This is a genomic window from Enterobacter sp. DSM 30060 (assembly GCF_013375955.1).
Taxonomy (GTDB): domain Bacteria; phylum Pseudomonadota; class Gammaproteobacteria; order Enterobacterales; family Enterobacteriaceae; genus Enterobacter; species Enterobacter intestinihominis.
Window position 1 is genome coordinate 320,118 of the sequence record NZ_CP056118.1, and the last position, 15,161, is coordinate 335,278.

Genomic DNA, 15,161 nt, shown 5'->3' on the forward strand with positions numbered 1-15,161 from the left:
GAAGGCTGCCAAACTCTCACCATTGCAGAATAAAAATTGTTATCAATTTATAACAGCCATGTTACCCGTCTCAGAAAGCAATGCCTCCCCCGTCTGCTATGCTTTTTTGTTAAGTCCATCATGATTTTCTCAGAAGTGTGAACTAACGCACTCGACTAACTCTTTTATTTCCAAGGAGTAATTATGAACCAGCTAGACGGCATCAAACAATTTACCACCGTGGTTGCAGACAGCGGCGACATCGAGTCGATTCGTCACTACCAGCCGGAAGACGCGACCACCAATCCCTCTCTGCTGCTCAAGGCGGCCGGTCTTGCGCACTTTAGTCATCTGATTGATGACGCCCTTGCCTACGGCAAACAGCGCGGGAAAACGCAGGAACAGCAGGTCGCCGAAGCCAGCGACAAGCTGGCGGTCAATATTGGTGCGGAAATTCTTAAAAGCATACCGGGGCGGGTCTCTACCGAAGTGGACGCCCGCCTCTCGTTCGACCAGGAAAAAAGCATTAACAAGGCCCGCCGCATAGTGGAACTCTACCAGGAGCAGGGGATCGATAAGTCACGCATTCTGATCAAGCTTGCGTCTACCTGGGAAGGCATCCGCGCGGCGGAAGTGCTGGAGAAAGAGGGGATCCACTGCAACCTGACGCTACTGTTCTCCTTCGCCCAGGCGCGTGCCTGCGCCGAAGCGGGCGTGTTCCTGATTTCACCGTTTGTTGGGCGTATCTACGACTGGTATCAGGCGAAACAGCCAATGGATCCGTACGTGGTGGAAGAAGATCCTGGCGTAAAATCGGTGCGTAATATCTACGATTATTACAAGCAGCATCGCTACGAGACCATCGTGATGGGGGCCAGCTTCCGCCGCACCGAGCAGATCCTGGCGCTCGCGGGCTGTGACCGTCTGACCATCTCTCCTGACCTGCTGAAAAAGCTTCAGGAGAGTGAAGAGACGGTGATCCGCAAGCTGGTACCGACCTCTACCGTTCTGCCAAAACCGAAACCCATGACCGAAGCGGAATTCCGCTGGGAGCACAATCAGGATCCAATGGCCGTGGAAAAACTGGCAGATGGCATCCGCCAGTTCGCCGTCGACCAGCGCAAACTCGAAGATCTTCTCGCCGCCAAACTTTAACCTTGCCACGGAGTGAACTATGTCCCGTAAAGAGCTCGCCAACGCCATTCGCGCCCTCAGCATGGATGCCGTACAAAAAGCCAATTCCGGCCACCCTGGCGCCCCCATGGGTATGGCTGATATTGCCGAAGTGCTGTGGAACGACTTCCTGAAGCACAACCCGACCGATCCGACCTGGTACGATCGCGACCGTTTTATTCTCTCCAACGGTCATGCCTCGATGCTGCTCTACAGCCTGCTGCACCTCTCCGGTTACGATCTGCCGCTTGAGGAGTTAAAAAACTTCCGCCAGCTGCACTCCAAAACGCCGGGCCACCCGGAGATCGGCTATACGCCGGGTGTTGAAACCACTACCGGCCCGCTGGGCCAGGGGCTGGCGAATGCTGTCGGCCTGGCGATTGCAGAGCGTACGCTGGCCGCGCAGTTCAACCAGCCCGACCACGAGATTGTCGATCACTACACCTATGCCTTTATGGGTGATGGCTGCCTGATGGAGGGGATCTCCCACGAGGTCTGCTCGCTGGCGGGCACCCTGGGGCTGGGCAAGCTGATTGGCTTCTACGATCACAACGGTATCTCCATTGACGGGGAAACCGAGGGCTGGTTTACCGACGACACGGCGAAACGCTTTGAAGCCTATCACTGGCACGTGGTTCACGAGATCGACGGTCACGATCCTGAGGCGGTGAAAAAAGCGATTCAGGAAGCGCAGAGCGTAAAGGACAAACCGTCCCTGATCGTCTGCCGCACCACCATCGGCTTCGGCTCGCCGAACAAAGCGGGTAAAGAAGAGGCGCACGGCGCGGCGCTGGGTGAAGAGGAAGTGGCGCTGACCCGCCAGAAACTGGGCTGGAAACACCCGGCCTTTGAGATCCCAAAAGAGATCTACAGGGCCTGGGATGCTCGCGAAACAGGTGAAAAAGCGCAGCAGGCCTGGAACGAGAAGTTTGCTGCCTACAAAAAAGCGTATCCGGAGCTGGCGGCCGAATTTAACCGCCGCATGAGCGGTGGCCTGCCGGAAGACTGGGAAGAGAAAACTCAGGCGCTGATTGAAAACCTGCAATCTAACCCGGCGAAAATTGCTACCCGTAAGGCGTCACAAAACACCCTGAACGCGATTGGCCCTGTCCTGCCCGAACTGCTGGGCGGCTCGGCGGATCTGGCGCCAAGTAACCTCACCATCTGGTCTGGCTCTAAATCCCTGAAGGAAGACATTGCCGGAAACTATATCCACTACGGCGTGCGCGAGTTCGGGATGACCGCCATTGCCAACGGTATCGCCCACCATGGCGGCTTCGTGCCGTACACCGCCACCTTCCTGATGTTTGTCGAATATGCCCGTAACGCGGCGCGTATGGCGGCCCTGATGAAGGCGCGGCAAATCATGGTGTATACCCACGACTCCATCGGACTGGGTGAAGATGGGCCGACGCACCAGGCGGTAGAGCAGCTGGCGAGCCTGCGCCTGACGCCAAACTTCAGTACCTGGCGTCCGTGCGATCAGGTTGAAGCGGCTGTTGGCTGGAAGCTGGCCGTAGAGCGCCATAACGGACCCACAGCGCTGATCCTGTCGCGCCAGAACCTGGCGCAGATTGAGCGCACGCCGGAGCAGGTGAAAAATATCGCCCGCGGCGGGTACATCCTGAAAGACAGCGGCGGTAAACCGGACGTGATCCTGATTGCCACCGGTTCAGAGGTGGAAATCACGGTAAAAGCGGCCGAGAAACTGACCGCCGAGGGTCACGCAGTGCGCGTGGTTTCCCTGCCTTCAACGGATATCTTTGATGCCCAGGATGAGGCGTACCGCGAATCGGTGCTGCCTTCAAACGTCGCGGCGCGCGTGGCGGTTGAAGCTGGCATTGCCGACTACTGGTACAAATATGTGGGTCTGAAAGGGGCGATTGTCGGCATGAAGGGTTACGGTGAATCCGCCCCGGCCGATAAGCTGTTCCCGTACTTCGGCTTTACCGTTGAGAACGTGGTGGAGAAGGCGCTGAGCGTGCTGTAGTGCAGTCTTCGTGCCCGGTGGCGGCTAAGCCTTACCGGGCCTACAAATCGTAAAACGTAGGCCCGGTAAGCGACAGCGCCCTACCTTGTGATCCACAGCGTGGGCCAGGCATCTGGCCCATTCCAGTTATCGCAGCTTGGCTCTTCCGCGTAGCGCACCAGGCGGAAGCGCTGGCCGTTAAAACGCCAGCGGGTCTGGATCCCACAGTCGCCAATCCCGCGTCCCAGTGCCAGCGTGGTCAGCTCGCGCGTTTTTTCATCGAAGCTGGCATTCATCAGCTCCATGTCGCTACTCTGGCTGGAAGGGGTAAACGGCAGGCGCAATCTCACGCTTCTGGCAGCAAACGGTTTTTTACGCGACACCAGCCACGCCAGATCGACGGTGTTGTACGCCCCCGCCTCACAGCTGATGATCATCAGCGCTTTGTCATCGGTCAACGCGGTCACGCGCACTTCACGCCGGTTCGGATCGAGGGAGCACTGGCTGTGGTTCATGCGCCAGGTACCGTAATCCAGCAGATCGTTAAGTTCGTTATGCGTCAGCGGCGTTGGCGTGGGGTTCACCACTGCCACCTTTTTTAATGCCGGCGCAGGCGGCACGCTCAGCGGTGGACTATCCCCTTTTTTAATCCATGCCGTTTCACTTCCGACGCGTTTTTGCTGGGCATCAATAAACAGCAGCGCCGCTTTCAGACCGGCCAGAGAGATCGTCTGCTTCCCCTCGCGCAGGGTCAGCGCCTGCCCCTCCTGAATGGTTTTCAGAAACGTGGTGATGGTGCCCGTATCGTCTGTTTTAAGATGCCAGGGGGTTAACTGCCAGTGTTGCGACGTGAGCTGAAGCGGCACATTGTCGAGCAGCAGGCGCGGGGCAATGTCAGGCTCTTTCACCGGAGGCGTCGAAAGACCGCCGAGATCGATGCGCAGGCTGGCGTCTGTTTTTGCCCCCGCACTGCGGCTCAGCGTCATGACCAGACCGCGATGCTCGCCGGTGTTGCGCGCTACGCAGAAATTCTGGTTATTGCAGGTCACCTGCCAGTCTGAAAAAGACTGCTGCGCAGGCGCAGCCCACACCAAAGGTGCGGGAAGCACGCAAATGAAGAAGAGAAGAAAAACGCAGTAGCGCATGAACGGCACAGCCCCGGAAACGAATAGGTCAATCTGGGGCGTATCTTCGTGCCCTGGGCGGGCTGGCTCAATCGGATTTATCGGATAGATTTATCTGAAATACAACTTATCACGCTACCGACGCAGCATTCATCAAACCGCTGGTTTGCAGATACTGCAACAGGATCACCGCTTTACCGTCGCGGATCTCGCCGCTTTTCACCATGTCGACAGCCTGAGCGAAAGGCATTTCCAGCACTTCAATGTCTTCATCGTCCACGCCACCGCCCCGGTGCGTGCGCTGGGCATCGGTGTACTCCGCAATGAAGAAGTGAACCAGCTCGGTAACCCCGCCAGGGGACATAAACAGCTCAAAGACTTTCTGCACCGCCCCCACCTCAAAGCCCGTCTCTTCAATGGCTTCTTTGCGGATACACACTTCCGGCTCATCGTCGTCCAGCAGACCTGCACAGGTTTCAATCAGACGTCCGTCCGCGTTGCCATTGACCCATGTCGCGATGCGAAACTGGCGGATCAGCACCACGCTTTGCTTTTCACGGTTATACAGCAGAATGGTTGCACCATTGCCCCGGTCGTAGACTTCGCGTTTATGGCGAATGACGTCCCCGCTCTTACGGGTGAGATCGTAAGTGATGTTACGCAGGACAAAGTAATTTTCAGAAAGGATTTTGTCTTTAATAACGGTAATGTTCAGGGACATACGGGCTCCACGGCAAAATGAGTCTGTTTATACTACGCCGTGATGCCCGCTTTGTCGCCCGTCTGCGTTAATGCATATTGCGCGGCGGCACGCCAAGCCAGTCCATGATCCCCTGCGCGGCATGGCGCCCTTCCGCCATCGCGGTGACCACCAGATCCGCACCACGTACCGCATCACCGCCAGCAAAAATCTGCGGATTCGAGGTCTGGTAACGATAACGGCTCTCCACGGAGGCCCTGATGCGCCCCCAGTCGTCGGTGTCGACGCCTTGCGCCTGAAGCCACGGCATGGCGTGCGGATTAAACCCAAACGCCATGATCACCGCATCCGCTGGCATGACAAACTCACTGCCCGCCACCGGGACAGGACGACGCCGCCCCTGCGCATCCGGCTCGCCCAGACGGGTGCGCAGCATCCGGATACCCTTGACCTTCCCGTCGGTATCCAGCGTGAGCTCAACCGGCTGGACATTAAATTCAAACGCCGCGCCCTCTTCTTTCGCGTTTTTAACCTCTTTCTTTGAGCCCGGCATGTTGGCCTCGTCCCGCCGATAGGCGCAGGTTACTTTCGCCGCGCCATGTCGCAGCGCGGTGCGCACGCAGTCCATCGCCGTATCGCCCCCGCCGAGCACCACCACGTTTAACCCCTGCGTGTCAATAAACGGCTCGTCTGCGGCAGGGTCAAGGCCCATCACGTTCCGCGTATTTGCCACTAAAAACGGCAGCGCGTCGTACACGCCCGGCGCGTCTTCATGAGGGATACCTGCTTTCATGGAACGATAGGTCCCTACGCCGATGAACAGGGCATCGTAGTCGTTTTGCAGTTGGGCCATCGACACGTCTTTTCCCACCTCGCAGTTCAGCTCGAAGCGGATGCCCATCGCACTGAATATCTCTCTGCGCCGCGCTAACAGGGATTTATCCAGCTTGAAGGCCGGAATACCAAAGGTCAGCAATCCGCCGATTTCCGGATGGCGATCGTAGACCGTCACACCGATGCCGCTGCGCACCAGTACGTCGGCACAGGCCAGCCCTGCCGGACCGGCACCAATGATGGCGACGCGCTTACCGACCGGTGTAACGTGGCTGACGTCCGGCGTCCAGCCCATCGCCAGCGCCCGATCCGAGATATATCGTTCGATATTACCGATGGTTACCGCCCCTGACGCATCCCGCAGGGTGCAGGCGCCTTCACATAATCGATCCTGTGGACAGACGCGGCCGGTAATTTCCGGTAAACAGTTAGTCTGGTGAGAAAGCTCAGCCGCACCGATGATATCCCCCGCCCTGATCCGCTCAATCCACTGCGGAATATGGTTATGCAGCGGGCAGGTCCACTCGCAAATGCTGTGGTCGCCACATTTCAGGCACCGGGATGCTTCGCGCTGCGCCTGTTCCGGGCGAAACGGCAAGTAGATCTCGTTAAAATGGCCGGCGCGCGCGTCGGGGCTGAGCTTATCCGGCTCACCGCGCGCCGGGGTGTTTTGCATCTGTTGCCGTTTGGTTTGCGGAGGGGCTGACTGAACCGCCTCGCTGTGCCACGGCAGCGCGTCCAGCCTTGCGCTGCGCTGTCGGCGCTGTTTAACCAGCTTATCCAGCACGGCTGGGGTGGCGAGCGTAAGCACCTCCGCCGGGCAGTTTTCAACGCAGGCCGGGCCTTGCGGCCTTTCCAGGCAGAGGTCGCATTTGTGCGCCGAGGCCTTTACGCTGTCGTTTTCAAGCGGGGTGATCAGCATGTCCATCGTGCCAAACGGGCAGGCCACCACGCAGGCTTTACAGCCAATGCATTTTTGTTGATTGACCTGTACGCTGTCGCTGTGTTGCGTGATGGCTCCGTTCGGGCAGCTTTGCGCGCAGGGCGCATTTTCACAGTGGTGGCAGGTCACTGGGCTTTTTCGCAAGCCAGAGGTAAGGACCGTAATGCGGGGATGAAAATGGCGCTCGCTCAGCGCGTGCTGCTCCCCGTTGTGCGCCATCACACAGGCAACTTCGCAGGCGCGACAACCGATACACTGTTGAGCGTTGGCCATAATAAAACGATTCATAACAACACCTGTTTTTGGTTCAATAACCTTATTCTTTATATTGTTATCGTATTTACCCACAGTGGCATGGCGACGCAATGTTCAAATGCCCAGGAAGGCGAACTATTTCCAGTGAACCTGTGGCAGATCAATTTAATTCAGGAAGCTGATGAGTGACCGTTAAACGCCCCGTATCGGGAAGCCTGGCTCGGGCTTTCTTTTCGATGATTGTCTTGTCCGTTCTGATCAGCGCCATTGCGCTGGTTACACTCGCCAGCAGCCAGCGCGACGCCGAGGCGATTAACATCGCCGGATCGCTGCGCATGCAGAGCTACCGCCTGGGCTACGAAATGCAGCGCGCCAGCCCGTCACTGGCAGAGCACCGCGCGGTCTGGCAGAAAACGCTGAGCGCGCCTGCGTTGCAGAAGCTCAACCGCTGGTATGTGCCAGAGGACGTCAAACAGCGTTACCAGCAGTTGCAGCTTGGCTGGCAGGAGATGGACACGCGTATCGCCAGCGGCGATACCGGGTGGTATCAGAGCCACATAGAGGATTTCGTGGGCCGGATAGATGCCTTTGTGCTGGCGCTACAGCACTACACCGAACATAAGATTCAGCTGGTGATTTTCATGTCGCTGACGGGCGGCCTGGGCATCCTGCTGCTGGCGGTGATGACCCTGCGGCGCATCCGCCGTCAGGTTGTGCTGCCGCTGAATAATCTGGTGGCAGCGAGCGAGCGTATCGAACAGGGGCAGTTCGATACCCCCGCGCCGGATATTATGCTTCCCAACGAGCTGGGCCAGCTTTCCCGCGCCTTCAACCATATGTCGGCGGAATTACACACCCTGTACCGTTCCCTGGAGCACTCCGTTGCCGAAAAAACCCGCCACCTGAATGAAGCGCATCAGCAGCTTGAAATGCTGTTCAAATGCTCACAGGCGTTGAATACCGGGCAGATAGACAGCCACTGCTTCCGGCATATTTTGCAAATTGTGCATGACTATACGCAGATGAATTACCTGCAATTGCGCACCAGTGACGACTGGCAGCTTTACGAAGGACAGGAGTCCCCGGGTGAGAAAATGCACAATTTACCGGTATTAATGCAGGACACCCTGTACGGCGAACTGCGCTGGCAAAGCGCGACCGGGGATGTTCCGCTGCCGCTCATGGAAAGCGTGGCGACGATGCTGGGCCGGGGGCTCTATTTCAATCAGGCGCAGAAACATTATCAGCAGTTGCTGCTGATGGAAGAGCGCGCCACCATCGCGCGCGAGTTGCATGATTCGCTGGCGCAGGTGCTCTCCTATTTGCGTATTCAGCTTACGCTGCTGAAGCATGCCGTGCCGGGCGACAATGCCCCGGCGCAGACCATCATTACGGACTTCTCCCGCGAGCTGAATAACGCCTGGCATCAGCTACGCGAGCTGCTCACCACCTTCCGCCTGACGCTCAACCACGCCAATCTTCCTGCCGCGCTACAGGAGTCTCTCGACGGTTTGCAAAGCCAGACCAGCGCGAAGCTGGTGCTTGACTGCCGTCTCTCATCGCTTGCGCTGGACGCGCAAAAACAGGTGCACCTCTTACAGATTGTGCGTGAGGCAGTGCTGAATGCGATTAAACATGCCGACGCCAGCGAGATTGTGGTCAGTTGCGTCACCACCGCGGACGGTACTCACACGGTCACGATCCGCGACAACGGTATTGGTATCGGCGACGCCAGTGAACCGCCGGGGCATTACGGGCTGAATATCATGCGCGAACGCGCGGGACGGCTAGGCGGAACATTACACTTTTCTCAGCCGCCACAGGGCGGTACACAGGTCAGCGTGACGTTCCGGACACCTGCGGCGCAGGCTGAAAAATAGCGGGAAAGAAGGCGCGCTGAAAAAAGCGCATGATAATTTACATTATCTCCTTTATTTCTCCACGTTTGACCTGGGCCTTACCGCTAAAGTTAGGCGGGCAATAAACAATAATGACGTGCAGCAAAACGAGGTCACATTTTAATGGCGAATTTTTTCATCGATCGCCCCATTTTTGCCTGGATGCTAGCAATCCTGTTGTGTCTGACGGGTGTCCTGGCGATTACTTCCCTTCCTGTTGAGCAATACCCCGACCTCGCCCCCCCTAACGTGCGTATCACGGCGAACTACCCTGGCGCCTCGGCACAGACGCTGGAAAATACCGTCACGCAGGTTATCGAGCAGAACATGACGGGTCTTGATAACCTGATGTACATGTCCTCGCAGAGCAGCGCCACGGGCCAGGCGACGGTAACCCTGAGCTTTACGGCAGGCACGGATCCGGACGAAGCGGTGCAGCAGGTGCAAAACCAGCTGCAATCGGCCCTGCGTAAACTGCCTCAGGCGGTGCAGAACCAGGGGGTGACCGTGCGTAAGACCGGTGACACCAATATTTTGACCATCGCGTTTGTTTCAACCGATGGCTCGATGGATAAGCAGGACATCGCGGACTACGTCGCCAGTAATATTCAGGACCCGCTCAGCCGTATCAACGGCGTGGGTGATATCGACGCCTACGGCTCGCAGTATTCCATGCGTATCTGGCTGGATCCCAACAAGCTGAACAGCGTGCAGATGACCGCCAAAGATGTCACCGACGCCATCGAATCGCAGAACGCTCAGATTGCCGTGGGGCAGCTCGGTGGTACGCCGTCCGTGGATAACCAGGCGCTTAACGCCACCATCAACTCCCAGTCGCTGCTCCAGACGCCTGAACAGTTCCGCAATATCACTCTGCGCGTGAATCAGGACGGTTCGGAAGTGCGTCTGGGGGATGTCGCCACCGTGGAAATGGGGGCGGAAAAATATGACTACCTGAGCCGCTTTAACGGCAATGCCGCGTCCGGCCTGGGGGTGAAACTGGCCTCCGGCGCTAACGAAATGGCGACCGCGCAGCGGGTGTTAGAGCGTCTGGATGAGCTGTCGCATTACTTCCCGCACGGACTGGAGTACAAAGTCGCCTACGAAACCACCTCATTCGTAAAAGCCTCCATCGAAGATGTGGTGAAAACCCTGCTCGAAGCTATCGCGCTGGTGTTCCTCGTGATGTACCTGTTCCTGCAAAACTTCCGCGCCACGCTGATCCCCACCATTGCGGTGCCGGTGGTGTTGCTGGGAACCTTTGCGGTGCTGTATGCCTTCGGTTACAGCATCAACACCCTGACCATGTTTGCCATGGTGCTGGCCATCGGCCTGCTGGTGGATGATGCCATCGTGGTGGTGGAAAACGTCGAGCGCATCATGAGCGAGGAAGGGCTTTCGCCCCGCGAGGCCACGCGCAAATCGATGGGACAAATTCAGGGTGCGCTGGTCGGTATCGCCATGGTGCTGTCGGCGGTATTTATCCCGATGGCGTTTTTTGGCGGCACTACGGGCGCGATTTATCGCCAGTTCTCGATCACCATCGTCTCTGCGATGGTGCTCTCCGTACTGGTGGCGATGATCCTTACCCCTGCTCTGTGCTCGACGCTGCTCAAACCGCTGCATAAGGGCGAACACCACGGTCAAAAAGGCTTCTTCGGCTGGTTTAACCGCATGTTTAACCGAAATGCGGCGCGCTATGAAGCGGGCGTGGGTAAAGTACTGCACCGCAGCGTGCGCTGGATGGTGGTTTATGTCCTGCTGCTCGGCGGCATGGTCTTCTTATTCCTGCGGCTGCCAACCTCGTTCCTGCCGCTGGAAGATCGCGGCATGTTTATCACCTCCGTACAGTTACCGAGCGGCTCGACCCAGCAGCAGACCCTGAAAGTGGTGCAGAAGGTTGAGAACTACTTCCATACTCAGGAGAAGGATAACGTGGTCTCCGTCTTCTCCACCGTCGGCTCTGGCCCTGGTGGTAACGGGCAGAACGTGGCGCGTATGTTTGTGCGCCTGAAAGACTGGGACCAGCGCGACAGCGATAGCGGCTCCTCCTTTGCCATCATTGAACGTGCAACTAAAGCGTTCAACAAAATCAAGGAAGCGCGCGTTTTCGCCAGCAGCCCGCCCGCTATCAGTGGCCTGGGCAGCTCAGCCGGATTTGATATGGAGCTTCAGGATCACGCGGGTGCCGGGCATGACGCGTTGATGGCAGCTCGCGATAAACTGCTCGAGCTGGCCGGGAAAGATCCGCAGCTTACCCGCGTTCGTCATAACGGTCTGGATGACAGCCCTCAGCTACAGGTGGATATCGACCAGCGTAAAGCGCAGGCGCTGGGCGTCTCCATCGACGACATTAACGACACCCTGCAAACGGCATGGGGCTCAAGCTACGTGAATGACTTTATGGATCGCGGTCGCGTGAAAAAGGTCTACGTTCAGTCTGCTGCCAAATACCGCATGCTGCCGGACGATATCAACCGCTGGTATGTGCGCAATAACACCGGCGGCATGGTGCCGTTCTCGGCGTTTGCGACGTCACGCTGGGAGACCGGTTCGCCGCGTCTGGAGCGTTACAACGGCTATTCGGCGCTGGAGATTGTCGGTGAAGCCGCGCCTGGCGTCAGTACCGGTACTGCAATGGACATTATGGAAAAACTGGTTCAGCAGTTACCGACCGGCTTTGGCCTGGAGTGGACGGCGATGTCCTACCAGGAACGGCTTTCCGGCGCGCAGGCGCCTGCCCTGTATGCCCTTTCGCTGCTGGTGGTGTTCCTCTGCCTGGCGGCGCTGTATGAAAGCTGGTCAGTGCCGTTCTCGGTAATGCTGGTGGTGCCTCTCGGGGTCATCGGCGCGCTGCTGGCAACCTGGATGCGTGGCCTGGAAAACGATGTCTATTTCCAGGTCGGACTCCTCACCGTAATCGGATTGTCGGCGAAAAACGCCATTCTGATCGTCGAATTTGCCAATGAGATGAATGCCAAAGGTCACGAACTGATGGCCGCCACGCTGCACGCCTGTCGTCAGCGCCTGCGCCCGATCCTGATGACTTCTCTGGCGTTTGTATTTGGCGTCCTGCCGATGGCCACCAGCTCCGGCGCAGGCTCCAGCAGCCAGCACGCGGTGGGAACGGGCGTTATGGGGGGAATGATTTCCGCGACGATTCTGGCTATCTATTTCGTACCGCTGTTCTTTGTGCTGATACGCCGTCGTTTCCCGCTGAAGGATAAGCCGGAATAACCCGTTGAAATAAAAAAAGGCGGCTTTACAGGCCGCCTTTTTATTGTGTGATTCTTTCACACTATGGTTATTTTAGTTAATTAAGTGCTCTTGCATTTCTTACCGGAAATTCATTTACGAAGCATGCCTTCGATAAAATCTTTCCAGTTCCCCAGTTCATGTTCAATCATAACAACCTCTCTTATTATTATGTGCATTCTACGAAAACGTATCATCATTGTGAAGCCACTTTAACCGATTGCTGTGATTGAGCCCCGCTGTGCTGGTAGATTTAGGATCACTATGAGCGTTGCCGGGTAAATTTTATGTGACCTACAGCAATATTTTGAAATAGTCAGAAAAATGACAGCATTTTTAATTTCCCCCTGAGTTTATTGGCAATTTATACAGAGTGGACAACTATGCTTAAAAGATGGAACACTATTCAGCGTACAGCTGTTCGTTGAATTATGGAGAATTGTAAATCACGAAAAATTCCGAATATGTTATATTCCACTTAAGGATATATCTACGAAAATATTGAACATTTAACCCCCACAAGAACAAAAGGATTCACTATGGTTGTGATGTACGGCATTAAGAATTGCGATACGATTAAAAAAGCCCGCCGCTGGCTGGAAGCACACAACATCGACTATCGCTTCCATGATTACCGTGCCGACGGGCTTGACCCCGCGTTTCTCCATTCCGCCATCAACGAACTGGGCTGGGAAGCGCTGCTGAACACCCGCGGGACCACCTGGCGAAAACTGGATGAATCTCTCCGGGCCACGATCAACAACGCCGACAGCGCAGCCAAACTGATGCTTGAAATGCCGGCAATCATCAAACGCCCATTGCTCTGCAAGCCAGGTCAGCCTATGCTGCTGGGTTTCAGTGAAACCCTTTATTCAGATTTATTCGTTGAGGTGTAGTCTATGTCATGCCCGGTCATTGAGCTGACTCAGCAGCTTATTCGCCGTCCTTCCCTTAGCCCGGACGACGCAGGTTGTCAGGCATTAATGATTGAGCGCCTGCGTGCCATCGGTTTTACCGTCGAGCACATGGATTTTGGCGATACGCAGAACTTCTGGGCATGGCGCGGTCAGGGGGAGACGCTGGCGTTTGCCGGACATACCGACGTAGTTCCCGCAGGCGACGCAGACCGCTGGATCAACCCGCCTTTTGAGCCAACCATCCGCGACGGCATGCTTTTCGGACGCGGCGCTGCGGATATGAAAGGTTCCCTGGCTGCGATGGTCGTGGCGGCAGAGCGTTTCGTCGCCCAGCATCCGAACCATAAAAACCGTCTTGCGTTTTTGATTACCTCCGATGAAGAAGCCAGCGCCCACAACGGCACCGTGAAGGTCGTTGAGGCGCTGATGGCGCGCAATGAACGTCTGGACTACTGTCTGGTGGGCGAACCGTCCAGTACCGAAGTGGTGGGCGATGTGGTGAAAAATGGCCGCCGTGGATCCCTGACCTGCAATTTGACCATTCATGGCGTGCAGGGCCACGTTGCCTATCCGCACCTGGCGGATAACCCGGTACACCGCGCCGCGCCGATGCTGAACGAACTGGTGGGCATTGAATGGGATAAAGGCAACGAATTTTTCCCGCCAACCAGCATGCAAATAGCCAACATCAAGGCCGGCACCGGCAGCAACAACGTCATTCCCGGCGATCTCTTCGTCCAGTTTAACTTCCGCTTCAGCACCGAACTGACCGACGAGATGATCAAAGCACGCGTGATTGCGCTGCTCGAAAAATACCAGCTGCGCTATACCCTCGACTGGTGGCTGTCTGGCCAGCCGTTCCTGACGCAGCGCGGTAAACTGGTGGATGCGGTAGTGAACGCCATCGCGCACTATAATGAGATTAAGCCACAGCTGCTGACAACGGGCGGCACGTCTGACGGACGCTTTATCGCCCGCATGGGCGCACAGGTTGTCGAACTGGGTCCGGTTAACGCGACGATTCACAAAATCAATGAATGCGTGAACGCTGCCGATTTACAACTGCTGGCCCGCATGTATCAACGTATTATGGAGCAGCTCGTCGCCTGACGGGTGCTTAAAGAGGATTAGCGAATGGACTGGCTTTCAAAGTACTGGTGGATTCTGGTGTTGGTGTTTCTGGTAGGCGTGCTGCTTAACGTGATTAAAGATCTCAAGCGCGTTGACCACAAAAAGTTCCTTGCCAACAAACCGGATCTTCCGCCGCACCGTGATTTTAACGACAAGTGGGACGATGAAGACGACTGGCCGAAGAAGGACCAGAAGAAGTAATTGCTCTGTTTCCCCTCTCCCTAAGGAGAGGGGAAACCTCACATAAACTCGACGATATCATCGTCATTCGGCTTACCGCCGCTGAGCGCTTCATCAAAGTAGTGCTTAGGTACGGTATAACGCAGATGATTGAGCGCGAACTGCATGCTGCGATCGTCAATGGCATGCCCCAGATCGTCCACGATATCCAGCGTCACATCCCCGCCCTCGCGCATCAGCGTCTCCTGGCCCGCAACCGCATGCGAAAGCTCAATTACCCGGTCTTCACCCCCATGAATGAGATGGATCGTGGTCTGCGTGGTCGCGCTTTGCGGTAACGTCGCAAAACGCCCGTTGAAGGCAATCACGCGGGACACCAGTCCGGGCTGCGCTTTTACGCTTTCCAGCGACATGATTGAGCCCTGAGAGAAGCCAATCAGCGCTGTTGCATTGGCACCTACGCCGCTCTGCTGCTGCCAGTAACGCACGGTATTGATAAAGGCTGGCATAACGGCATCAATACGTGCCTGACGATTTTCCTCCGTCACGCCCTCGACGGAAAACCACTGCCGCCCGTCCGGACCGCAGGGCTCCACGCCGCCGATACTGACGATCAGCGCGTGTGGGAAAACGGGTGCAAACCAGCTGCCAATCTGTCCCATATTGACGGCATTGTCGCCCACGCCATGAAACAGAAGCAGTAGCTGTTTAGCAGGTGTATCCGGGCTTTGCACAACAAAATGGTCATGTTTCATGGCGATCTCCTTAATTGATAAGCAGGATTTTACGCCTCTGCGGGGTAA

The 15,161-nt window shown here is 56.6% G+C and carries 12 protein-coding genes; 7 read left to right on the forward strand and 5 right to left on the reverse strand.

What is annotated here, in order from left to right; all coding sequences use genetic code 11:
* Positions 1–183 precede the first annotated feature (183 nt).
* The gene (tal, locus tag HWQ15_RS01455) at positions 184–1,134 is read left to right on the forward strand and encodes a transaldolase (RefSeq protein ID WP_022648959.1); all 951 of its coding nucleotides are present in this window, start codon (positions 184–186) and stop codon (positions 1,132–1,134) included.
* 19 nt (positions 1,135–1,153) lie between these two features.
* Entirely contained in the window at positions 1,154–3,142 is a 1,989-nt protein-coding gene (tkt, locus tag HWQ15_RS01460; RefSeq protein ID WP_063215878.1) for a transketolase, read from the forward strand.
* 80 nt (positions 3,143–3,222) lie between these two features.
* Here the strand turns inward: tkt and HWQ15_RS01465 are convergent, their stop codons facing one another.
* The 3 genes from HWQ15_RS01465 to aegA all read right to left on the reverse strand — a co-directional run bounded on the left by HWQ15_RS01465 (position 3,223) and on the right by aegA (position 7,010).
* The gene (locus tag HWQ15_RS01465; protein WP_022648961.1) at positions 3,223–4,266 is read right to left on the reverse strand and encodes a DUF1176 domain-containing protein; all 1,044 of its coding nucleotides are present in this window, start codon (positions 4,264–4,266) and stop codon (positions 3,223–3,225) included.
* A 109-nt stretch (positions 4,267–4,375) separates the two neighbouring features.
* Positions 4,376–4,966 (reverse strand): GDP-mannose pyrophosphatase NudK, encoded by a 591-nt coding sequence (gene nudK, locus HWQ15_RS01470; RefSeq protein WP_022648962.1) that lies wholly within the window; start codon positions 4,964–4,966, stop codon positions 4,376–4,378.
* A gap of 67 nt (positions 4,967–5,033) precedes the next feature.
* On the reverse strand, positions 5,034–7,010 hold the full coding sequence (gene aegA, locus HWQ15_RS01475; RefSeq protein ID WP_074143517.1) for a formate-dependent uric acid utilization protein AegA: 1,977 nt from the start codon (positions 7,008–7,010) through the stop codon (positions 5,034–5,036).
* Between the two features lie 152 nt (positions 7,011–7,162).
* On the opposite strand from aegA, the gene narQ reads away from it, so the two are divergent.
* Both narQ and acrD read left to right on the forward strand, forming a co-directional pair.
* The gene (gene narQ / locus HWQ15_RS01480; protein ID WP_032623807.1) at positions 7,163–8,857 is read left to right on the forward strand and encodes a nitrate/nitrite two-component system sensor histidine kinase NarQ; all 1,695 of its coding nucleotides are present in this window, start codon (positions 7,163–7,165) and stop codon (positions 8,855–8,857) included.
* Between the two features lie 141 nt (positions 8,858–8,998).
* Entirely contained in the window at positions 8,999–12,112 is a 3,114-nt protein-coding gene (gene acrD, locus HWQ15_RS01485) for a multidrug efflux RND transporter permease AcrD (RefSeq protein WP_063215877.1), read from the forward strand.
* Between the two features lie 110 nt (positions 12,113–12,222).
* On the opposite strand, the gene ypfM is transcribed toward acrD, so the two are convergent.
* Positions 12,223–12,282: a protein YpfM gene (ypfM, locus tag HWQ15_RS01490; RefSeq protein WP_100181659.1), complete on the reverse strand. Its 60-nt coding sequence runs from the start codon at positions 12,280–12,282 to the stop codon at positions 12,223–12,225.
* Between the two features lie 387 nt (positions 12,283–12,669).
* On the opposite strand from ypfM, the gene HWQ15_RS01495 reads away from it, so the two are divergent.
* Genes HWQ15_RS01495 through HWQ15_RS01505 form a run of 3 tightly spaced genes read left to right on the forward strand, consistent with a single transcriptional unit; the run spans position 12,670 to position 14,379 of the window.
* Positions 12,670–13,026 carry an ArsC family reductase gene (locus tag HWQ15_RS01495; RefSeq protein ID WP_045309148.1) on the forward strand — a complete coding sequence of 119 codons (357 nt, stop codon included), beginning with the start codon at positions 12,670–12,672 and terminating at the stop codon, positions 13,024–13,026.
* A gap of 3 nt (positions 13,027–13,029) precedes the next feature.
* Complete coding sequence (dapE, locus tag HWQ15_RS01500) at positions 13,030–14,157, forward strand: succinyl-diaminopimelate desuccinylase (RefSeq protein ID WP_017383496.1); 1,128 nt, start codon at positions 13,030–13,032, stop codon at positions 14,155–14,157.
* Positions 14,158–14,181: 24 nt separating this feature from the next.
* Positions 14,182–14,379, forward strand: coding sequence for a YpfN family protein (locus HWQ15_RS01505; protein ID WP_000383991.1), 198 nt, complete (start codon positions 14,182–14,184; stop codon positions 14,377–14,379).
* A gap of 38 nt (positions 14,380–14,417) precedes the next feature.
* On the opposite strand, the gene ypfH is transcribed toward HWQ15_RS01505, so the two are convergent.
* Positions 14,418–15,113: an esterase gene (gene ypfH / locus HWQ15_RS01510; RefSeq protein ID WP_063149146.1), complete on the reverse strand. Its 696-nt coding sequence runs from the start codon at positions 15,111–15,113 to the stop codon at positions 14,418–14,420.
* Between the last annotated feature and the right edge of the window lie 48 nt (positions 15,114–15,161).